The following is a 21,335-nucleotide window of genomic DNA, read 5'->3' as shown; positions in this document are numbered from 1 at the left end:
CGGCCCCCGCCCCGGTCCGGGGCGGGGGCCGTCATCGTCTGTGACCAACCAGTCACGACCTCGCCCGAGGCGTACGCTTCCCTTTGCGATACCCTGACGCCGGTTCTCTCGATGTCGAGAGACCGTCCGCGGCTCCGGCGCGCCGAACGTGCCTGGGGCACCTGGCGATCTTGCTGGAGAAGGTAGAAATGACCCGCACCCCCGTCAACGTCACCATCACCGGAGCCGCCGGCCAGATCGGCTACGCGCTGCTCTTCCGCATCGCCTCGGGCCACCTGCTCGGCGCCGACGTCCCGGTGAACCTGCGCCTCCTGGAGATCCCGCAGGGTCTCAAGGCCGCCGAGGGCACCGCCATGGAGCTCGTCGACTGCGCGTTCCCGCTGCTGCGCGACATCACCATCACCGACCAGCCGAACGTGGCCTTCGACGGCGCCAACGTCGCGCTGCTGGTCGGCGCCCGTCCGCGCACCGCCGGCATGGAGCGCGGCGACCTGCTGTCGGCCAACGGCGGCATCTTCGGCCCGCAGGGCAAGGCGATCAACGCCCACGCCGCGGACGACATCAAGGTCCTGGTCGTCGGCAACCCGGCCAACACCAACGCCCTGATCGCCCAGCGCAACGCCCCGGACGTGCCGGCCGAGCGCTTCACCGCGATGACCCGCCTGGACCACAACCGCGCGGTCGGCCAGCTCTCCGCCAAGACCGGCGCCCTGGTCTCCGACATCAAGCGCGTCACCATCTGGGGCAACCACTCCGCCACCCAGTACCCGGACATCTTCCAGGCCGAGGTCGCCGGCAAGCCGGCCTTCGAGGCCGTCGGCAGCGACCAGGCCTGGCTGGAGAACGACTTCATCCCGACCGTCGCCAAGCGCGGCGCGGCCATCATCGAGGCCCGTGGCGCCTCCTCGGCCGCCTCGGCCGCCAACGCCGCCATCGACCACGTGCACACCTGGGTCAACGGCACCGCCGAGGGCGACTGGACCTCCATGGGCGTCGTCTCCGACGGCTCCTACGGCGTCCCGGCCGGCCTGATCTCCTCCTTCCCGGTCACCACCAAGGACGGCAAGTTCGAGATCGTCCAGGGCCTGGAGATCTCCGACTTCTCGCGCGCCCGCATCGACGCCTCGGTCAAGGAGCTGACCGAGGAGCGCGACGCGGTCCAGGAGCTCGGCCTCATCTGAGCCGCCGCGCCCCGGCGCCCCACGACGGCCCGCCGTCCCCTTCCCGGGGGCGGCGGGCCGTCGTGGGACCGGCCCCCGGGTGCCGGCCGGTCCTACACTGACCCGCTGTGAGCGAAACCATCGAGGACGCCGCGCTCGTCCTCGTCTTCATCGTCCTGGGCGGTCTGTTCAACGTCGCCGAGATCTCGCTGATCTCGCTGCGCGAGGGCCAGATCCGGACGCTGGAGGCGCGCGGCACCCGGCGGGCGGCCCGGGCCGCGCACCTCGCGGCCGACCCGAACCGCTTCCTGGCGGCCGTCCAGGTCGGCGTCACGTGCATGGGTTTCCTCTCCGCCGCGTTCGGTGCCGACACGCTGGCCGGCAAGGTCGCCCCGCTGTTCGTGCGGGCCGGGCTCTCCGAGGGCGTCGCCGACGCCACCGCGCTGGTCGGCCTCACCCTGGTGATCAGCTACGTCTCGCTGGTGCTCGGCGAGCTCACCCCCAAGCGGATCGGCCTCCAGCGGGCCGACGCCATCGCGGTGCTGGCCGCCCCGGTGGTCGACGTCATGTCGGTGGTGCTCCGCCCGGCGATCTGGCTGCTCGGCCGCTCCACCGACCTGATGGTCCGGCTGCTCGGCGGCGATCCGAGCGCCGGGCGCGGCTCGATGAGCTCCGAGGAGCTCCGCGGCCTGGTCGCCGCCAACACCGAACTCGGCAGCGACGAGCGGACGCTGATCGCCGACGTGTTCGCCGCCGGGGAGCGCCAGCTGCGCGAGGTGATGGTCCCGCGCACCGAGGTGACCTTCCTGGACGCCGAGCGCCCGCTGGCCGAGGTGCGCGCCCAGGCGGACTCCTCGCCGCACTCCCGCTACCCCGTGATCGAGGGCAGCTACGACGCGGTGACCGGCTTCGTGCACGTCCGCGACCTGTACGGGGCGCGCGGCGAACGGGCCGCCAAGGTCCGCGACCTGGCCCGCCCGGTCAAGCTGCTGCCCGGCACCAAGCGGGTGCTGGAGGCGATGGGCGAGATGCGCCGCGAGGGCCACCACCTGGCCATCGTGGTCGACGAGTACGGCGGCACCGCGGGCATCGTCACCCTGGAGGACCTCGTGGAGGAGGTCGTCGGGGAGATCCGCGACGAGTACGACACGCCCGAACCCGCGCCCACCCGGCGGCTGGCCGGCGGCGGGGTGGAGCTCGACGGCCTGCTCAACCTGGCCGACTTCGCCGAGGAGACCGGCGCCACCCTTCCGGAGGGCCCCTACGAGACGGTGGCCGGCTGCCTGGTGGCCGCGCTCGGCCGGCTGCCCGCCGACGGCGACCGGGTGCGGATCCCGGCCGGTCCCGGCGTGGAGGTGCTGCTGACGGTGGCCAAGCTGGAGGGCCGGCGGATCGCCCGGGTCGGGGTGAGTGCGGTCACACTGGCTCAACCGCCGGGGCCGGAGGTTTCCTGACCGGTCGGTGGAACTGGAACAATGGCCCGCATGGTCAACGCAGCGGTCACCGGTCCGGTCAAGGACCGTCCCCGGGTGCTCTCCGGCATCCAGCCCACCTCCGGCTCGTTCCACCTCGGCAACTACCTGGGCGCGGTGCGCCAGTGGGTCGACCTGCAGAAGGAGAACGACGCCTTCTACATGGTCGTCGACCTGCACGCGATCACCGTCGAGCAGGATCCGGCGACGCTGCGCCAGAACACCCGGATCTCCGCCGCCCAGCTGCTCGGCGCGGGCCTGGAGCCGGAGCACTGCACCCTGTTCGTCCAGTCGCACGTGCCCGAGCACGCGCAGCTGGGCTGGGTGATGAACTGCCTCACCGGCTTCGGCGAGGCCTCCCGGATGACCCAGTTCAAGGACAAGTCGGCCAAGCAGGGCGCCGCCGGCACCTCGGTGGGCCTGTTCACCTACCCGATCCTCCAGGTCGCCGACATCCTGCTGTACCAGGCGGACGCCGTCCCGGTCGGCGAGGACCAGCGCCAGCACGTGGAGCTCACCCGCGACCTGGCGGAGCGCTTCAACACCCGCTACAGCCCGACCTTCACGGTCCCGAAGCCGTACATCCTCAAGGAGACGGCCAAGATCCAGGACCTCCAGGACCCGGCCATCAAGATGAGCAAGTCCGCGTCCTCGACCAAGGGCCTGGTGAGCCTGCTCGACGAGCCGAAGGCCAGCGCCAAGAAGTTCAAGAGCGCCGTCACCGACACCGGCACCGTGGTCTCCTACGACGAGCAGGAGAAGGCCGGCGTCTCCAACCTGCTGCGGATCCACTCCGCGCTGAGCGGGCAGTCGATCGAGCAGCTGGTGGCGCACTTCGAGGGCAAGATGTACGGGGCCCTGAAGACCGAGCTGGCCGACCTGTTCACCGAGTGGGTGACGCCGTTCCAGGAGCGCACCAGGACCTTCCTGGACGACCCGGCCGAGCTGGACCGCGTCCTGGCGCTGGGCGCCGACAAGGCCCGCGCGGTGGCGTCCGAGACGCTGGCCCAGGTGTACGACCGGATCGGCTTCCTCCCGGCCGCCAAGCGGTGACTCCGCTGACGAGCCTGCCCGGTGGTGGGGGTCTCCCGGAGACCCTCACCATCGGCGTGTCCGTCAGCGTCCCGGATCCGTACGGCGCGGCGATCCAGGACGCGCGGGCCGGGCACGGCGATCCGCTGGCCCGGTCGATACCCACGCACGTCACGCTGCTGCCGCCCACCGAGGTGCCGGCCGAGGCGCTGCCGAAGATCGAGGAGCACCTGGCGGCGGTGGCCGCCGCGCACCGGCCGTTCCGGATGGTGCTGCGCGGCAGCGGCAGCTTCCGCCCGGTCTCCCCGGTGGTGTTCGTCCGGGTCGAGGAGGGCGAGCGGGAGTGCCGGCTGCTGGAGGCGGACATCCGCTCCGGCCCGCTGGCCCGGGAGCTGGCCTTCCCGTACCACCCGCACGTGACCGTGGCGCACGGACTCGCGGACGACGTGCTGGACCAGGCCCACGAGCAGGCCCGGTCCTTCCACGCGGCCTTCCCGGTCCCCGGGTTCGGCCTCTCCCGGTTCGACGCGGACGAGGTCTGGCGGCCCTGGCGGGCCTACGGCTTCTCCTGACCGGCGCGCCCGGCCGCGCCGCCGAGCTCCAGCATCCGGTCGACCACCCGGGAAGCGGCGGCGCCGTCGTCCAGCGCGCAGTGCACGGCCCGGAAGCGCCGGTAGCGCTCGGCGTACCCGGCGGGCACGGCGCCCCCGGTGTCGGCGACCTCGCGCAGCGCCGCGACCAGCGCGGCCGAGTCGTCCAGCAGCGGGCCGGGGGCCTGCGCCTCGAAGTCGAAGGCGAAGCCGCGCAGGCTGTCCCGGTAGTGCGCCAGGTCGTAGGTGAAGAACAGCACCGGACGGCCGGTGATGGCGAAGTCGAACAGGATCGACGAGTAGTCGGTCACCAGCACGTCGGCGACCAGCAGCAGCTCCTGCACGTCCGGGTAGTCGGCGCAGTCGACGGCGAAGCCGTCCCCGGTGCCGGTCAGCGGCTCGCGGACGTGCGCGTGCGGGCGCAGCAGCAGGACGTGGTCGCCGCCGAGCGCCCGCCGGGCCCGGTCGAGGTCGAGCCGCAGGTCGAGCCGGAAGCCGTCGCCGTCGGGGCGCGGCCGGTCCTCCCGCCAGGTCGGCGCGTAGAGCACCACCCGGCGGCCCTCGGGGATGCCGAGCCGGCGGCGGACGGCGGCCGCCCGGCGCGGGTCGGGGCGGGCCAGCACGTCGTTGCGCGGGTAGCCGGACTCCAGGATCTCGCCCCGGTAGCGGAAGGCCCGGCGCAGGATCGGGGTGGCGAACGGACTGGGGGAGAGCAGCAGGCTCCAGTGCGGGGTCTCCCGGTCGAGGGAGGCGAGGTAGCCGTGGTCGGCGAGCCAGGGGTTGTCGACGTCGTGGGCGATCCGCTTGAGCAGGGCGCCGTGCCAGGTCTGGACGACGACCTGGCCGGGGCGGCGCTGCAGGAAGTCCGGGAAGTGGGTGTTGCCGACGAGGTAGCGGCTGGTGGCCAGCGCCCGGTACCACTCGGGGCTCCAGACCCGGACCGCGCGGACCCCGGGCGGCAGCTCGGCCTGGGCGTCGTCGACCACCCACAGGTGCTCCAACGGCGTGCCGCGGCGGGCGAGTTCGGCGTGCACGGCGCGCGGTGAGTCGGCGTAGCCGCGGCCGCCGAAGACGTCGTACAGCACGGCCTCGCGCAGCGGCTCGCGGCGGGCGGCGGGGTAGCCGGCGGTGCGCTGGCGGGCCTGGGTCCAGGCGCTGCGCTCGGTGGGGCTGAGGACGGGCGTGGAGTCCAGCACCAGGGTGTCGTGCCAGCGGCGCTCCAGCACGATCCGCTTGCCGCCGGCCAGGGTGGCGGCGGGCAGCGCGGCCAGGACGGCGGGCGCGGCGGTCAGCGGGCGGGCCGGGCCCGGGCGGCCGGCGGGGTGCAGCGAGACCTCCCACAGGCCCTTGCGCAGCGGCAGCGCGGTGCCGTCGGAGCCGGTGCGGGTGGCGGGCAGCCGGACGGTGAACCGCAGGCCGGGGCCGAGCCGGACCGGGTGGCGGACCTCGGTGCCGCTGCCGCTGTGCCGCAGGACGAGGTCGAGCGGGCCGGGCGCGGGGCAGCGGCCGGCGAGGTCGAAGCCGCCGGCCCGGGGGGTGAGCCGCTCGATCCAGCCGGCGGCGGGCCGCACGCACAGCTGGAGCCGGCCGTCGGCGAGGTGTTTGAGGTGCAGCACCCGGTCCGCGCCGCCGGGCAGCGGGTGCTGGCCGGTGACCGGCGCGCCGCGTTCGTCCAGGACGAGCCGGTCGACGGCGCCGTCGGGGTCGACGAGTTCGGCGTCCCAGTGCTCCAGCTCGCCGGCGCCGCGGCCGTCGGCGGTGAACAGGGCATACGGCAGACGTGCGGTGACGGTCCGTCCGGTGCGGTGGGCGGGCTCGGTGCGGACGGTTCCGCTCTCGCGGTGGCGCAGCCGCAGGACGGTGCGGGCCTGGCCGGGGTCGGCGGTGGCGAGGTGCAGGCCGATCCCGTCGGGGTCGGGCACGGCCCGGGTGAGGCGGACGGCGGGGCGTTCCAGCCGCAGGGCGAGCCGGCCGTCGGCGAAGTGCGGCAGGAGGCGGACGTCGTGGTCCACCCAGCGCGCGGGCGGGTACTCGCCGGAGCCGCACCAGTGCGGGGCGAGGCCGCCGTACTGGCGGCGCAGCCGGGTGGGGCGGGGGAGGGTGAACAGGGTGGCCTCGACGCTCCAGTCGCCGAGCAGCCAGCCGTCGGCGGCGCGCAGCCGGCGCGGTTCGACGAGGGCGGTGAAGCCGGCCCAGTCGTGGTTGTGCTCGGGCTGGGCGCTGTCGTCGGTGACCTCGGGGAGCCGGCGGGGGCGGGTGGGGACGTGGACCGGCACCTGGCGGTCGTCGCGGCGCAGGGTGAGCCAGGTCCAGGCGGAGCCGGGGCGGGCGGTGGACCGGTCGTCGGGGCGGGCGAAGCCGGTGAGTTCGAGGCCGCGGCCGGTCCAGCGGGCGCGCAGCAGTCCGAAGGCGGCGTTCCCCTCCTCGCCCGGCAGCGGGGCGCCGAAACGGGCGTCGCCGAAGCGGGGCGCGGCGTGCGGGAGGACGAACCGGGTGAGGACAGCCATTTCCACGGACCTTTCTCGGCGAGAATTTCCATCTCACCCGGAAAAGCATCCGAGGTCAATTCTGTAATGTCCTGCAAATTAGTCGGTGAGTTCCCTTCGGAAACTTCTGTTCGAAATTCCGGAATGGCGCGCGGAGCCGTCCGGAAGTCGTCCGGAAGCCGCCCGGAAACGCCGGAGGCGCCCGGCGCGGTGTTCGCGTCGGGCGCCTCCGGCACCGGCGGGCGGGCCGGTCAGGCCTCGCGGCTCAGCATGGCGTCCACGGCCCGGGCGGCGGCACGGCCGTCGTCCAGGTCGCAGTACTTCGCGCGGAACGCCGCGTACTTCCCGGCGTACTCCTCGGCGACCTCGTCCACCCGGCCGAGCGCCGCGACCAGTTCCTCGGAGGTGGCCAGCAGCGGGCCGGGCGCGTCCGCCTCGAAGTCCAGCGAGAAACCGCGCAGGTTGTCGCGGTAGTGCGCCAGGTCGTAGGTGAAGAACAGGATCGGCTTGCCGGTCGCCGCGAAGTCGAACGTCGACGCCGTGTAGTCCGTCACCAGCACGTCGGTGACCAGCAGCAGCTCGTTCATGTCCGGGTAGCTGCTGACGTCCCAGACGTAGCCGTTGCCGGCGCTCTCGATCTGCTCGCGGACGCTGGTGTGCCGGCGGACCAGCAGCACCTGGTCGTCGCCCAGCGCGGCCTGCGCCGCCTCCAGGTCCAGCTGGAGGTTCAGCTGGTAGCCGCCGTAGTGGCGGCGCCGGTCCTCGCGCCAGGTCGGGGCGTACATCACGACCTTCTTGCCCTCGGGCAGGCCGAGCTGCTCGCGCACCCGCTCGGCGGTCTTCTCCTTGTCGGGGGAGAAGAACACGTCGTTGCGCGGCAGGCCGCTCTCCAGGATCTCGCCCTTGAAGGCGAAGGCGCGGCGCAGCACCGGGGCCGCCCAGGTGCTGCCGGCCAGCAGGATGCTCCAGTTCGGAACCTCCTGGGCGAGGCCCTTGAGGTAGTTCGCGTCGGTGAACCAGACCTTCTCGAAGTCGTGGCCGAGCTGCTTCAGCGGCGAACCGTGCCAGGTCTGCAGGACGATCTGGCCGGGCCGGCGGACGAAGAAGTCCGGCAGGTGCGCGCTGGTGACGACGTACTTCGCGGTGGCCAGCGCCTCGAACCACTCCGGGCTCCAGAGCCGGACGGAGCCCGCCGACTGCGGCAGGTCCGCCTGCAGGTCGTCGGTGCCCCACAGGTGCTCCAGCGGCAGGCCGCGGCGCACCAGCTCCTCGTGGACCGCCCGCGGCGAGTCCGCGTACAGGCCGCCGAGCGCGGCGTTGTAGAGCACGGTGTCGCGCAGCGGCAGCCGACGGGCGGCCGGGTAGTCGACCGTCCGCAGCTGGCGCTGGCGCCAGCCGCTGCGCTCCTCCGGAAGCAGTATGTTCTCCGACTCCAGCTGCAGGCCGTCGTGGTGGCGGCGCTCCAGCACGATCCGCTTGCCGCGGGCCTCCACCTCCAGCGGCAGCGTCTCCCAGCACTCGGGGGCGATCAGCGCGTAGGAGGCCATGTCCGGGTGGTAGGCGACGCCGACCGGCCGGAACGAGACGTTCCAACCGCCCTGGGCCAGCGGCACGTTGCCCGCGAAGGACGCGGTCGGCACGGCCGGCAGCGCGGTGCGGAAGCGGCCGTCCGCGATCTCCACCGGGTAGATGTGCTGCTCGTCGCCCCAGTGGTGGCGGACCACCATCTCCCAGCGGTGGGTGCCGGGCAGCGGGAAGGTGCCGCTGAGCAGGAAGCCGTCCGTGCCGCGCGAGGTGACCTCGTGCACGACCGGCTGCAGCAGCTGGTCCAGGAACTGCAGGTAGCCGCCGGGGGAGGGCTTGGTGTAGAGCGCGCGCCGCAGCACGGGCTCGGCGCCCGCGTTGAGCACCAGGTTGAGCTGCTCCGGCGCGTTCCGGTCGTCCCAGGCCAGCGGCACGGAGGTGCCGTCGGTCAGCTCCAGGGTGGTGTCCCAGCGGTCGCGGGCGCGCTCCTCGGCGACCGGGTCCAGCTCGGCCCAGCTCTCGCGGACCGCGGTCAGCTCGGCGATCGGGAAGGAGGCGCTGAAGGACTGCAGGCCGCCGGCCGGGCTGCCCGCGGACACCGGGAAGGACAGCTCGCGCTCCGACTCGACGTGGGTCAGCCGCAGCCGCGCCCCGGACAGCCGGACGCCGGAGTGGGCCGCGCCGGACACCTCGACGGTGCCGCCCTGCGAGGCGAGCCCGGTGACCCGGACCCGCACGTTCTCCACCCGCAGGTAGACGCTGCCGTCGCGGACGAACGGCACGATCCGCACGTCCGGCTCGACCCAGTGCGCGGGGAGGTAGGCCGCGCTGTCGGCCCAGCCGGCCCAGATCCGGCCCTTGTAGACGCCGCCCTTGCCCGCGCCGGCGACCAGGACGCGCCAGTTGCCGTCCTTCCACTGGCCGCGGTGCTTGAGCTTCGCCGGGTCGAGGGCGACGGTGAAGCCGGCCCAGTCGCAGTTGTAGAGGTCGTGGTGGTTGGTGGCGGTGGCCTCGGGGCTGTATGTGGTCTTCATCGGCACCGCGATGACCCGGCGGCCCTTGGCCTCGCGCAGCACCAGCGTGCGGACCATGTCGTGCTTGTTGGCCGCGCCCAGCTGCTCCGGGTACGCGTGGCCGTCCAGCCGCAGCCGGCCGCCCTCCCAGCGCGACTCGTAGAGCCGGCTGCGGATGACGGTGGAGTTGCGCAGGCTGAGCAGGCCCGGCGGCACGCTCTTGCGGCCGCCGCGCAGGAACGGGTAGTCGGCGTACGGGCGCAGCAGGCCCTTGGCGACGACGCCGCCGTTGCTCTCGCCCTCGTACTTGATCTGCTCGACGAACTCGTCGATCCGGCCCTGGAGGGTCAGGTGGTACTTCAGGCGCAGCGGCGCGCGCAGCTTCTTGACCTGCTCGGGGCCGATCGCGCGCAGCAGCCGGCTGACGCAGCGGATGTAGGCGTCCCGGTACTCCTTGTCGCCGTCCACGACGGACCAGAAGAACATCGGGATCTCCTCGACGAGGGTGTTCTCGTCGTAGGACTTCAGGTACTCGGCGAAGCGCGGCTCGGTCTGCTTCTTCAGCCAGGTGCGCACCAGTTCGACCGAGGTGACGCGGTCGATCAGGCCCTTCGGGTTGGTGCGCATCTGGGTGATCGACATCTCGCCGACCTCGCGCTCGCGCCAGTGGTAGATCGGCTCGGAGAGCACGTCCACGCTCTTGGCGAGGTAGTGGTGCGGCACGCTGACCGGGGCGTCCTCGTACAGGATGCCCTCGGGGTAGATCAGGCCGGCCGCGTCGAAGAAGGAGCGGCGGTAGACCTTGTTCCACGCGGTGCGGTCGGTGACCAGCGAGGGGATCTCGGTCACGTGCGTCTTCAGCACGGTCCTGGCGAACGGACGGCTGTGGCCGCCGGACTGGTAGTAGCCGATCGCGCGGAACCGGAGCACGTTGCCGGTGGCGAAGTCGGAGCCGGTCTCGTCCAGCGTGTTGATCATCAGCTCGTACGCGCTGGGCGGCATCGAGTCGTCGCTGTCGACGAAGCAGAGGAACTCGGCGTCCGGGTCGATGTGCCGGATACCGGTGTTGCGGGCCGCGCCGAGGCCCTTGTTGACCTGGCGGACCAGCCGGAAGCGGGAGTCCTTGGCGGCGTACGCCTCGGCGAGGGCGGCGCTGTTGTCCTTCGAACCGTCGTCGACCATGACGCACTCGAAGTCCGTGAACGTCTGGGCGGCGATCGAGTCGAGGCACTCCACGAGGTAGCGCTCGACGTTGTAGATCGGGACGACGATGGAGAGGCGGGGAGCCATCGGCTACGCAGGCCTTTCTCTGGAGGAGCGTGGCAGCCCGGTTCGGGGTCTGGCCGCACTTTGATCGGTGCGTACGTGCCCGTCGATCCTACCGTCCGGCCCACGGACCCCCGGAGCCCCCGCTCCACCGCCCCCACTACCCTGGGGGCCATGCCCCGCTTCAGTGTGATCGTCCCCGTCTACCGGGTCGAGGAGTACCTCCCCGAGTGCCTCGCCTCGGTGCTCGGCCAGGACGGCCCGGACTTCGAGCTGATCGCGGTGGACGACCGCTCCCCGGACGGCTGCGGCGCCCTGCTCGACGAGGCCGCCGGCCGCGACGCCCGGGTGCGGGTGCTGCACCTGCCGGAGAACGTCGGCCTCGGCCGGGCCCGCAACGCCGGCCTGGAGGTCGCCACCGGCGACTACGTGCTCTTCCTGGACAGCGACGACACCCTGACCCCCGGTCTGCTCAAGGCGGTGGACGACCGGCTCACGGCCGGCGGCGACCCGGACCTCCTGGTCTACGACTACGCCCGCACCTACGCCGACGGCCGGATCGTCCGGGCCGCCTCGGCCAAGGTCTTCGGCGCCCCCTCCCGGGAGGTCTTCGACCTCGCCGACCGCCCCGACCTGCTCGAACTGCTGCAGGTGGTCTGGAACAAGGCCTACCGCCGGGACTTCGTCACCGCCCAGGGCCTGACCTTCCCGGCCGGCTACTACGAGGACACCCCCTGGACGTACCCGGCGCTGCTCGCCGCCCGGAGCATCACCCTGCTCGACCGGGTCGGCGTCCACTACCGGCAGCGCCAGGAGGGCGGCAACATCCTGGCCACCGCCAGCCGCAAGCACTTCGACGTCTTCGGCCAGTACGACCTGGTCTTCGCCTTCCTGGACGGCCGGCCCGACCTGGAGCGCTGGCGCCCGGTGGTCTACGGCCGGATGCTGCACCACCTCAACACCGTGGTCTCCCGGCCGGGCCGGATCCCGCCCGGCGACCGCCGGGAGTTCTTCCGCCGTGCCGCCCGGCACTGCGCCCGGCTGCGCCCGGCCGGCTACCGGGCGGGCGGCGGGGTGGCCGGGCTGCGCACCGAACTGCTCGGCCACGGCCGGTACACCGCCTACCAGGCGGTCCGGGCGCTGGCCAGGGCCCGGCGGATGGTCCGGCGCCAGGCGGCGTAGCGGCCGAGCCTGACGGCCGTTCGGGGGATCCCCGGGTATAACCGGACGGTGGACTTCCTGACCCGTCTTCCGGTGATCGGCCCGCTCGTCGCGCGGGTGCTGCGCAGCCGCCCGTACCGCGCCTACGAGCATTTCTCCGCGCTGCGCGGCAACCGGCTGGCCGGCGCGGTCACCTTCTTCGGCTTCCTCGCGCTCTTCCCCCTGCTGACGGTGGCGCTGGCGATCGCCGTCGCGACCCTCAGCGACAGCCGGGTCGAGGACATCCAGCACCGCATCTCCGACCAGCTGCCCGGCATCTCGGACGCGCTCAACCTGCCCTCGCTGGTGGCCAACGCCGGCGCGGTCGGCCTGGTCAGCGGGGTGCTGCTGGTGCTGTCCGGGCTCGGCTGGGTGGACACCATGCGCACCTCGATCCGGGACCTGTGGCAGCTGCCCGACGAGGAGGGCAACCCGCTGCTGCGCAAGGCCTGGGACTTCGTGGTGCTCGGCGGCCTGGGCGCGGTCTCGCTGGTCTCGCTCGGCGCCTCGGCGGCCGGCACCACGCTGGCGGGGCGGATCGCCGACTGGCTCGGCCTCGGCTCCGCCGGCTACCTGCTCACCGCGGCCGGCCTGCTGATCGCGGTCGGCTCGGACATGCTGCTCTTCGCCTACCTGCTGGCACCCTTCCCGCGGATCGGCCACCAGCGCCGGCGGGACGTCCTGGAGGCCGCGCTGATCGGCGCGGTCGGCTTCGAGCTGCTGAAGATCCTGCTCTCCTCCTACCTCGGCTCGGTGGCCGGGCGGAGCCTCTACGGCGCCTTCGGCGTCCCGGTGGCGCTGCTGCTCTGGATCAACTTCGTCTGCCGGCTGCTGATGTTCTGCGTGGCCTGGACCGCCACCGCCGACCCGGCGGCCGCCCGGGACCGGGCCCGGGAGCGTGCCCGGGCGATGATCGAGGAGGCCGACCGGGAGTCCGCGGAGGAGCCGCCCCGGGACACGCCGAGGGCCCGGCCCCAGGAGGACTGAGACCGGGCCCGCGCGCGCCGGATCACCCGCCGGCGGCCCGCCGCCGGCCGATCAGCAGCAGGACGCCCGCGCCGCCCGCCGCCACGGCCAGCCCGACGGCGGCCCAGCCGACCGGCCCGATGCCGTCCCCGCCGCCGTCCCCGTCCGCGCGCGCGGCGGGCTCGGCGGAGGCGCTCGGCGTGGGGTGCGGCGGCGGGGCGGGGGCCCCGGCCGCGCCGCCGGCCTGGCCGGTCGGCGTCGGCGCGACGGTCTCGCCCTCCTCGACCAGCTTCCCGACCGGGGTGACCTTGCCGGCCGCCGCGAACCCCCAGTCCAGCAGCGCGGCCGTCTCGTCGTAGACCTTCTGATAGCTGGACGGGTGCATGACCGTCACCAGCAGCGTGCGCCCGCCGCGTTCGGCGGCGCCGACGAAGGTCGAGCCCGCGTTGGTGGTGAAACCGTTCTTCACCCCGATCAGACCGGGGTACTTGCCGAGCAGCCGGTCGGTGTTGGCGATCCCGAAGCTGCCGCGCTGCCCGGTGTTCTTGTCGACCGCGCCCGGGAACATCGCGTCCCGGGTCGCGCAGTACGTCCGGAAGTCCGGGTTGCGCAGCCCCGCCCGGGCGAACAGCGTGAGGTCGTACGCCGAGGAGACCTGGCCGTCCGAGTCGTAGCCGTCCGGCGAGACCACCCTGGTGTCCCGGGCCTGGAGCGCCTCGGCCCGCGCCTGCATCTCGACGACGGTCCGCTGCACCCCGCCGTTCATGTGCGCGAGGACGTGCACCGCGTCGTTCCCCGAGCTCAGGAACACCCCGCGCCAGAGGTCCTCGACCTTGTAGTCCAGGTCCTCCTTGATGCCGACCAGGCTGCTGCCGGCGCCGATCCCCTGGATCTCCTCGGGCGCCACCTTGTGGACCGTGTCGCGGTCGAACTTGGGCAGCACGGTGTCCGCGAAGAGGATCTTCAGGGTGGACGCCGGGGCGAGGCGCAGATGCGGGTTGCTGGCCGCGAGCACCTCTCCCGACGCCGCGTCGGCCACGATCCAGGACTGTCCGGTGAGGTCCCCCGGCAGTGCCGGGGCGCCGGCCAGCGGGCTCACCTGGACCCCCGGGAGCCCCAGGCGCTCCCCGCCGACCACGGCCTGCGGGGGCGGCGGCTCGAACGGGGCCGCGACGGCCGCCGGGGCGGCGATCAGGAGCGGGAGCGCCGCGACGGGCGCGGCGAGCAAACGTGCGAGCTTCGAGCAAGTGGGCACCACCAGACGGTACCCAGTCCCGGCCCCCGCCGTCCGCCCCCTTGCCCGTCCGGGCCGCAGGAGGGCCCCACCGTACGCCGAACGGACGCCCCCGCATACTGGGAGGGCACACCGTCTTCACCTCCCCGCCGCACCGAGGACCACCCCATGAAGCTGAGCCGCCGCACCTCCTGGTTCCTGACCGCCTTCGGCGTCTGGTCCATGATCATCTGGACCACCTTCGTCAAGAACCTGTGGAAGGACTCCGGCGGCCAGGCCTTCACCGGCGGCGACCACTCCCAGCCCACCGCCTTCTTCTGGGTCCACCTGCTGCTCGCCGTGACCTCCTTCGTCCTCGGCCTCGCGATCGGCGCCATCGGCGTCCGCGGCCTGCGCGCCTCGCGTCGGGAAACCGCCGCCGGCTGACGCGTTTTACCTGGTTGCCGGGGCCCGGGGTGTCCTGGGAGGATCCCTGTCGATCGACCGCGATCGAATCTTCGTTCGATCGCGTTGACGACCCAGGGGGGTACTCCATGAAGCCTGCTCACCTTCGCCGGCTCGGCGGCGCCGTCGCCGTCGCGCTGACGGCCGGCCTGTTCGCCGCACCGGCGGCCTCCGCCCACGGGTACGGCCCGCGGGTCACCGGGACCACCGCGTCCCCGCAGCCCCGGAACCTCTCCGCGGGCACCGCGGGCGACGCCTGCGACCGGACCACCGCGCCCGGCTGGATCGGCCTGACCCCCGGCGGCCCCACCCTGTCGGCCACGGTCGCCTCGCGCACCGCCGGCACCCTTTCCGCCCGCTTCTCGGTCAAGGACCTGACCACCGGGACGGCCGCCTTCGGCGCCACCGCCGAGGCGTCCGGCGGCACGGCCACCACGGTGGTCCCCGGCCTGGCCGACGGCCACCGCTACGCCTGGAACGCCCGCGCGCTGCAGGGCCACCGGACCTCGGCGCCCTCCCCGGACTGCCACTTCGGCGTCGACCTGGCGGCCCCCCGGGTCGCCGTCTCCTCCACGGACTTCCCGGAGTCCGGCTCCGGCCGGACCGCGACCAAGTACGCGGGCGAGACCGGCACCTTCGTCCTCACCGCCACCGACCCCGCCCCGGCGGGCGGCGAGGCCTCGGGCACCGCCTGCTTCCGCTACGCGCTCAACGGCACCATCGGGGTGTCCAGCGGCTGCGCGGACGGCACGGTCAAGCCCGGTCCGGACGGCACGGCGACCCTTGCCCTGCGGGTCCCGCAGTGGGGCACCAACATCCTGTCCGTCGAGGCCGTCGACAACGCGGGCAACGTGAGCCAGACCGCGACCTACACCTTCTACGCCCCCTCCAACCCCAACCCGCCGCAGGCGCCCGGGGACGTCGACGCCGACGGGGTGCCGGACATCCTGCTGCCGGACACCGCCGGAAACCTGCAGATCATCAGCGCGGCGGCCGGCGACACCACGCCGACCTCCGTGGTCGCCGCGCAGGCCGCGCCCAACCAGACCTCGTGGACGGGTGTCCAGGTCGTCCACCGCGGCTGGCGCGGCCACGCCCCGATGGACGACGTGCTGACGCACGAGCCCGGGTCGTCCGTGCTGTACTTCCACTACAACGACGACGCCGGCGCCTTCTCGCAGCGCCCGAGCACGGTCGACAGGCCCTTCCGCTGCGTGGACGCCGCCGACGTGCCGGCCGCCTGCCCGGCCGACTTCGCGGACGACTGGAGCAAGGCCGACCAGCTGGTGGCCCTCGGCTCGCTCAACGGCAAGCCCAACTCCGCGCTGCTGACGGTCGAGAACGGCGACCTCTGGCTGTTCCCCGACCCCGGACTGCGGTCCTGGCTCCCCGCCGCCCGCAAGCTCACCACCGGCGGCTCCTGGACCGGCTACGACCTGGTCGCCCCCGGCCCCGACGCCGCCGGCAACCTCGCCCTCTGGGCCCGCGAGCGGGCCACCGGCGCGCTGCACGCGTACCCGATCCCGAAGCTGGCCGACGGCACCTTCGACTTCGCCGCCCTCGCCGACCCCTCGGCGGGCGTGGTCGCCACCGGCTTCACCGTGGACGCCTACCCGGCGCTCGGCAGCTCCGGTGACGGCGACGGCGACACGGTGCCCGACCTGTGGGCCGTCACCGCCGACCGGCACCTGCTGACCTACCGCGGGCTCGCGAACCCCAAGGACCTCGGCGTCCTGCGCTGAGCCCGGACAGCCCGAAGGCCCCCGTCCGGAGCGGACGGGGGCCTTCGCCGTGCGGGGTGCTCCGGGATCAGAAGCGGCGGGTGACCAGGGCCCGCTTCACTTCCTGGATCGCCTTGGTGACCTCGATGCCGCGCGGGCAGGCCTCCGAGCAGTTGAAGGTGGTCCGGCAGCGCCAGACGCCCTCACGGTCGTTCAGGATCTCCAGGCGCTGCTCCGCACCCTCGTCGCGCGAGTCGAAGATGAAGCGGTGCGCGTTGACGATCGCGGCCGGGCCGAAGTACTGGCCGTCGTTCCAGAACACCGGGCAGGACGACGTGCACGCGGCGCACAGGATGCACTTGGTGGTGTCGTCGAACCGCTCGCGGTCCTCGGCGGACTGCAGGCGCTCGCGGGTCGGCTCGTTCCCCTTGGTGATGAGGAACGGCATGACGTCCTTGTACGCCTGGAAGAACGGGTCCATGTCCACGACCAGGTCCTTGAGGACCGTCAGGCCCTTGATGGCCTCGATCGTGATCGGTTTCTCCGGGTTGACGTCCTTGATCAGGGTCTTGCACGCCAGCCGGTTGCGCCCGTTGATCCGCATGGCGTCGGAGCCGCAGATGCCGTGGGCGCAGGAACGGCGGTAGGTGAGGGTGCCGTCCTGCTCCCACTTGATGGTGTTGAGCGCGTCCAGGACGCGCTCCTTCGGGTCCATCTCCAGCTGGTAGTCGACCCACACCGGCTCCGGGTGCTCCTCCGGGTTGAACCGGCGGATCCGGACGGTGACGGTGATCAGCTTGGTGCCACCGGCCTCGACCGCGTCCAGAGCGGCCGAGTGCTTCTCCACGGTCGGAGTGCTCATCAGTACTTACGCTCCATCGGCTGGTAGCGGGTCTGCACGACCGGCTTGTAGTCAAGGCGGATGGAGGTGCTGCCGTCCTCGGCGACCTCCTGGTACGCCATGGTGTGCTGCATGAACTTCACGTCGTCGCGGGTCGGGAAGTCCTCGCGGTAGTGACCGCCGCGCGACTCCTCGCGGGCGAGCGCGGAGACCGCCAGGACCTCGGCCAGGTCGAGCAGGTTGCCCAGCTCGATGGCCTCCAGCAGGTCCGTGTTGTAGCGGAAGCCCTTGTCCTGGATCGAGACGTTCTTGTAGCGCTCCTTGAGTGCGGCGACGTCCTCGACGGCCTGCTTCAGGGTGGCGCCGGTGCGGTACACCATCGCGTTGGTGTCCATGGTCTCCTGCAGCTCCTTGCGGATCTGCGCCACGGACTCGGTGCCGGTGGCCTCGCGCAGGCCGTCGACCAGGCTCTGGACCAGCTGCTCCGGGTTCTCCGGCAGCGGCACGTACTCGTTGTTCTCGGCGAACTCGGCGGCGGCGATGCCGGCGCGGCGGCCGAACACGTTGATGTCCAGCAGCGAGTTGGTGCCCAGGCGGTTGGCGCCGTGCACGGACACGCAGGCGACCTCGCCGGCCGCGTACAGGCCCGGGACGACGTCGGTGTTGTTGCGCAGCACCTCACCCTCGACGTTGGTCGGGATGCCGCCCATGGCGTAGTGCGCGGTGGGCTGGATCGGGATCGGGTCCGTGTAGGGCTCGATGCCGAGGTAGGTGCGGGCGAACTCGGTGATGTCCGGGAGCTTGGCGTCCAGCTGCTCCGGCGGCAGGTGGGTCAGGTCCAGGTAGACGTGGTCGCCGTCCGGACCGCAGCCGCGGCCCTCGCGGATCTCGGTGTAGATCGCGCGGGAGCAGACGTCACGGGACGCGAGGTCCTTCATGACGGGGGCGTAGCGCTCCATGAAGCGCTCGCCGTCCTTGTTGCGCAGGATGCCGCCCTCGCCGCGGGCGCCCTCGGTGAGCAGGATGCCCATCCGCCAGATGCCCGTCGGGTGGAACTGGAAGAACTCCATGTCCTCCAGCGGCAGGCCGCGGCGGTAGGCCACCGCCTGGCCGTCACCGGTGAGGGTGTGGGCGTTCGAGGAGACCTTGAACATCTTGCCGGTGCCGCCGGAGGCGAACACGACGGCCTTGGCCTGGAAGACGTGGATCTCGCCGGTGGCCAGCTCGTAGGCGACGACGCCGGCCGTCCTGCCCTCGTTGATGAGCAGGTCGAGGACGTAGAACTCGTTGAAGAACTCGACGCCGTGCTTGACGCAGTTCTGGAACAGCGTCTGCAGGATCATGTGGCCGGTGCGGTCGGCCGCGTAGCAGGAACGGCGGACCGGGGCCTCGCCGTGGTTGCGGGAGTGGCCGCCGAAGCGGCGCTGGTCGATCCGGCCCTGCTCGGTGCGGGAGAAGGGAAGACCCATCTTCTCCAGGTCGAGGACGGCGTCGATGGCCTCCTTGCACATGATCTCGGCGGCGTCCTGGTCGACCAGGTAGTCACCGCCCTTGACCGTGTCGAAGGTGTGCCACTCCCAGTTGTCCTCCTCGACGTTGGCGAGGGCGGCGCACATGCCGCCCTGGGCCGCGCCGGTGTGGGACCGGGTGGGGTAGAGCTTGGTCAGGACGGCGGTGCGGCTGCGCTGCGTCGACTCGATGGCGGCGCGCATGCCGGCGCCGCCGGCGCCGACGATGACGGTGTCGTACTGGTGAATCTGCATGGGGGGTTAACTCGCCTCTGGCCTCTGCCGATGTCCGATGAGGTGCGGTCGGCCTAGATGTTGGGGTCGAAGGTGAAGATCACCAGGGTGCCCAGCAGCACGGTGAAGACCGTGGCGGTACCCATGAGGCCCTTCAGCCAGAGCCGGGTGGAGTCCTTCTCGGCGTAGTCGTTGATGACCTGGCGCATGCCGTTGGCGCCGTGGAGCATGGCGAGCCAGAGCATGGTGAGGTCCCAGACCTGCCAGAACGGCGAGGCCCAGCGGCCGGCCACGAAGGCGAAGCCGATCTTGGAGACGCCGCCGTCGAGCACCAGCATGATCAGCAGGTGGCCGAGGATCAGCACCACCAGGACGATGCCGGACAGGCGCATGAACAGCCAGGCCAGCATCTCGAAGTTGGTGCGGGTGCGGCGCGGGGTCTTCTTGGTCCGCTGGCGGGCCGGCTCGATCACGAAGGCGTCGGCCGGGTTGCCCGTGCCGAGACCCTTGCCGGTGTGCGCCTGCGCGGAGGGGACCACCACAGCGTCGGAGATTTCCGTGGACATGTCTCAGATCACTTCCCGAACCAGGAGGTCAGCGTGTGCTGCAGGATCGGGTAGAAGGCGCCGGCCATGAGGACGACCCAGACTCCGACCACGGACCAGAGCATCTGCTTCTGGTACTTCGGGCCCTTGGACCAGAAGTCGACGGCGACGACGCGCAGGCCGTTCAGGGCGTGGAACAGGATGGCGGCCACCAGGCCGTACTCCATCAGGTTCACGAGCGGCGTCTTGTACGTCTGGATGACGGTGTCGTACGCCTCGGGCGACACCCGCACCAGCGCGGTGTCCAGGACATGGGCGAACAGGAAGAAGAAGATGAGGACGCCGGTGACTCGATGAGCCACCCAGCTCCACATGCCTTCCCGGCCGCGGTACAGCGTTCCAGCCGGCACGGAAAAACCCTCCGGAAGCGATTGGGGGCTCGGCCGGCTTCGGTGTCGGTCAGCCCGGCCGGGTACGGTCCACCGGCCGCGAGCATCCTATCGACGCGTTGTCGTGAACCGCCTCCGGGGGCCCTTGGTGTGATCAAACAGGCACGTCTGGCCTAGCTGGACGGGAACCGCGGCGCCAAATGACACACAGTGTGACGAATCGAGTGCGGCCGGTCGCGCTACGGTGGGCGACCCCGTCCGCGCCGACACCCCGCCGAGGCCCCCGTGCCGCATCCCGCTCCGCGCCCCTCCCGCCCCCTGCTGCTGTCCGCCGCCCTGCTGCTCGCCGCCGGCTGCGCCGCCCCCGCCGGCGGCTCGGCCGACCGGGTGCCCCCGGGCGCCCCGCCCCGCGAGCTGTCCGCCGCCGAGCTGCGCGCCGCCGCGGTGACCGACGCCGACCTCGGCCCCGGCTTCACCGTGACGGTGATCGCCCCCGGTCACGGCGAGACCGGCCCGGACGGGGGCCGGGAGGCCGCCGACAGGCCGGCCTGCCAGCCGCTGCTGGACGCGGTGGCCCCGGCCGCGGCCTCCGGCCGGGCGGGCGCGTCGGCCTCCGCCCCGCCGGTCCCGGCGGTGCCGTACACGGAGACCGATCTGAGCGTGGCGCAGGCCGCCGATCCGGCGGGCAGCCTCTACGGCGCGCTGCTCGGCTACCGGGACGACCGGGCGGCCCGGCTGCAGGAGGAGCTGGAGGGGCTGTTCGGCCCGTGCGCGGAGTTCGTCTCGACGGCGCCGCCGCCCCCGGCGGAGAAGGGCCGGGGGGTGACCCGCACCGGACACCGGCTGAGCCGCAACGACACGCCCACGCCCGAGGGAGCCGACGCGGCGACGGGTTTCACCCTGACGAATGAATCGGGCGCGGTGGTGCTCGCCCAGCGCGCCGTCCTGGCGCGGGTCGGACCGGCCCTGGTGGTGTTCAGCACGGTGGGGGTGGGCGCCGAGCCGGCCCCCGCGCCGGACGAGCGGGTCGTCCGGCGGCAGGTGGCCAAGCTGCGTGCGGCCCAGCGGGGCTGACGCCCCGGTTCGGCGCGCCCCTGCGATCAGCGGGCCCCGGCCCCCGAATGGGTGGCGACCAGGTGCTCCAGACGGGTGAGGGCGATCCGGCGCAGCTCGTCGGCGGCGACCAGGCGCTCCTCGTCGGGGTCGTTGGCGAGACGGGTGCGGATCGAGCCGAGGACGGCGTCGAGCATCTCCTCGGGGTCGATGCCCTCCAGGCAGACCACGAAGACATGGCCGAACCGTGCCTCGTACGCGGCGTGCGCCGCCCGCAGCGCGGTGTGCGCCGCCTGGCTGCCGGGTGCGCGCATGCCGAGGAGCGGCTGCGGCATCCAGCTCTCGTCCGCCAGTGCCTCGGCCAGGTCGGCCGGACGCAGGTCGTACGAGGCCTCGCTGGCGGCGGCGAGCAGGGACTCTATGTCGGGGTAGGGCCGGTGCACGGTGAGCCGCAGGGCCCAGCGGTGGCTGCCGCAGCAGGCCAGCAGGGCCTCCTCCACGGCTCCGGCGTCGGCCTCGTTGAACCGGTGCAGTCCGAGGAGTGTCGGCTCGTCCCGGGGATCGAGCCTCGGTGACGGGATGTCGCTGGCCAGCGGGTCCTCCTCGTGAGGGCGGGAAGGTGCCGGTGAAGGGTGGCGGTGGAGTGGTGGGTGAAGC

At 72.8% G+C, this 21,335-nt stretch carries 17 protein-coding genes; 9 read left to right on the top strand and 8 right to left on the bottom strand.

Annotated features, from left to right (window positions below; genetic code table 11):
• The first annotated feature begins 188 nt into the window (after positions 1-188).
• The 4 genes from ACFC0B_RS14115 (at position 189) to ACFC0B_RS14100 (ending at position 4,236) form a co-directional block, all read left to right on the top strand.
• Positions 189-1,181: a malate dehydrogenase gene (locus ACFC0B_RS14115; RefSeq protein ID WP_376086052.1), complete on the top strand. Its 993-nt coding sequence runs from the start codon at positions 189-191 to the stop codon at positions 1,179-1,181.
• A gap of 107 nt (positions 1,182-1,288) precedes the next feature.
• Positions 1,289-2,614: a hemolysin family protein gene (locus ACFC0B_RS14110; RefSeq protein WP_376086050.1), complete on the top strand. Its 1,326-nt coding sequence runs from the start codon at positions 1,289-1,291 to the stop codon at positions 2,612-2,614.
• A gap of 30 nt (positions 2,615-2,644) precedes the next feature.
• Positions 2,645-3,685, top strand: a complete 1,041-nt coding sequence (gene trpS / locus ACFC0B_RS14105; protein WP_376086049.1) for a tryptophan--tRNA ligase — start codon at positions 2,645-2,647, stop codon at positions 3,683-3,685.
• Between the two features lie 56 nt (positions 3,686-3,741).
• The gene (locus tag ACFC0B_RS14100; protein WP_376086047.1) at positions 3,742-4,236 is read left to right on the top strand and encodes a 2'-5' RNA ligase family protein; all 495 of its coding nucleotides are present in this window, start codon (positions 3,742-3,744) and stop codon (positions 4,234-4,236) included.
• On the opposite strand, the gene ACFC0B_RS14095 is transcribed toward ACFC0B_RS14100, so the two are convergent.
• A complete protein-coding gene (locus ACFC0B_RS14095; RefSeq protein WP_376086045.1) occupies positions 4,221-6,761 on the bottom strand; it encodes a CDP-glycerol glycerophosphotransferase family protein in 2,541 nt (846 codons plus the stop codon). The genes ACFC0B_RS14100 and ACFC0B_RS14095 overlap by 16 nt on opposite strands.
• Positions 6,762-6,991: 230 nt before the next feature.
• A complete protein-coding gene (locus ACFC0B_RS14090; RefSeq protein WP_376086043.1) occupies positions 6,992-10,567 on the bottom strand; it encodes a CDP-glycerol glycerophosphotransferase family protein in 3,576 nt (1,191 codons plus the stop codon).
• Positions 10,568-10,717: 150 nt separating this feature from the next.
• Here ACFC0B_RS14090 and ACFC0B_RS14085 point away from each other — a divergent pair, with 150 nt between their 5' ends.
• Positions 10,718-11,725, top strand: coding sequence for a glycosyltransferase family 2 protein (locus ACFC0B_RS14085; RefSeq protein ID WP_376086041.1), 1,008 nt, complete (start codon positions 10,718-10,720; stop codon positions 11,723-11,725).
• 48 nt (positions 11,726-11,773) lie between these two features.
• Complete coding sequence (locus ACFC0B_RS14080) at positions 11,774-12,730, top strand: YihY/virulence factor BrkB family protein (RefSeq protein WP_376086039.1); 957 nt, start codon at positions 11,774-11,776, stop codon at positions 12,728-12,730.
• Between the two features lie 22 nt (positions 12,731-12,752).
• On the opposite strand, the gene ACFC0B_RS14075 is transcribed toward ACFC0B_RS14080, so the two are convergent.
• The gene (locus ACFC0B_RS14075; RefSeq protein ID WP_376086038.1) at positions 12,753-13,937 is read right to left on the bottom strand and encodes a D-alanyl-D-alanine carboxypeptidase family protein; all 1,185 of its coding nucleotides are present in this window, start codon (positions 13,935-13,937) and stop codon (positions 12,753-12,755) included.
• 174 nt (positions 13,938-14,111) lie between these two features.
• On the opposite strand from ACFC0B_RS14075, the gene ACFC0B_RS14070 reads away from it, so the two are divergent.
• Together ACFC0B_RS14070 and ACFC0B_RS14065 are read left to right on the top strand one after the other, a co-directional pair.
• Positions 14,112-14,369 carry an SCO4848 family membrane protein gene (locus tag ACFC0B_RS14070; RefSeq protein ID WP_376086036.1) on the top strand — a complete coding sequence of 86 codons (258 nt, stop codon included), beginning with the start codon at positions 14,112-14,114 and terminating at the stop codon, positions 14,367-14,369.
• 107 nt (positions 14,370-14,476) lie between these two features.
• Positions 14,477-16,129: a hypothetical protein gene (locus ACFC0B_RS14065; RefSeq protein WP_376086035.1), complete on the top strand. Its 1,653-nt coding sequence runs from the start codon at positions 14,477-14,479 to the stop codon at positions 16,127-16,129.
• A gap of 67 nt (positions 16,130-16,196) precedes the next feature.
• Here the strand turns inward: ACFC0B_RS14065 and ACFC0B_RS14060 are convergent, their stop codons facing one another.
• From ACFC0B_RS14060 to sdhC, 4 genes are read right to left on the bottom strand one after another with little or no spacing between them, the layout of a single operon-like run.
• Positions 16,197-16,970, bottom strand: coding sequence for a succinate dehydrogenase iron-sulfur subunit (locus ACFC0B_RS14060; protein WP_376086033.1), 774 nt, complete (start codon positions 16,968-16,970; stop codon positions 16,197-16,199).
• Positions 16,970-18,712, bottom strand: a complete 1,743-nt coding sequence (gene sdhA / locus ACFC0B_RS14055) for a succinate dehydrogenase flavoprotein subunit (RefSeq protein WP_376086031.1) — start codon at positions 18,710-18,712, stop codon at positions 16,970-16,972. The genes ACFC0B_RS14060 and sdhA overlap by 1 nt, the downstream gene beginning before the upstream one ends.
• A 53-nt stretch (positions 18,713-18,765) precedes the next feature.
• Entirely contained in the window at positions 18,766-19,257 is a 492-nt protein-coding gene (locus ACFC0B_RS14050) for a succinate dehydrogenase hydrophobic membrane anchor subunit (protein WP_030300556.1), read from the bottom strand.
• Between the two features lie 8 nt (positions 19,258-19,265).
• Positions 19,266-19,646 carry a succinate dehydrogenase, cytochrome b556 subunit gene (gene sdhC, locus ACFC0B_RS14045; RefSeq protein WP_093861779.1) on the bottom strand — a complete coding sequence of 127 codons (381 nt, stop codon included), beginning with the start codon at positions 19,644-19,646 and terminating at the stop codon, positions 19,266-19,268.
• 264 nt (positions 19,647-19,910) lie between these two features.
• Here sdhC and ACFC0B_RS14040 point away from each other — a divergent pair, with 264 nt between their 5' ends.
• Entirely contained in the window at positions 19,911-20,699 is a 789-nt protein-coding gene (locus tag ACFC0B_RS14040) for a hypothetical protein (RefSeq protein ID WP_376086029.1), read from the top strand.
• A 26-nt stretch (positions 20,700-20,725) separates the two neighbouring features.
• Here ACFC0B_RS14040 and ACFC0B_RS14035 read toward each other — a convergent pair whose 3' ends face one another.
• Positions 20,726-21,271 carry a 2-oxo-4-hydroxy-4-carboxy-5-ureidoimidazoline decarboxylase gene (locus tag ACFC0B_RS14035; RefSeq protein ID WP_376086380.1) on the bottom strand — a complete coding sequence of 182 codons (546 nt, stop codon included), beginning with the start codon at positions 21,269-21,271 and terminating at the stop codon, positions 20,726-20,728.
• Positions 21,272-21,335: the final 64 nt, after the last annotated feature.

This window comes from Kitasatospora sp. NPDC056184, from assembly GCF_042268405.1.
Classification (GTDB): Bacteria; Actinomycetota; Actinomycetes; order Streptomycetales; family Streptomycetaceae; genus Kitasatospora.
The sequence above is the reverse complement of the archived record's forward strand: the minus strand, read 5'-3'. Positions and strand labels throughout refer to the sequence as shown.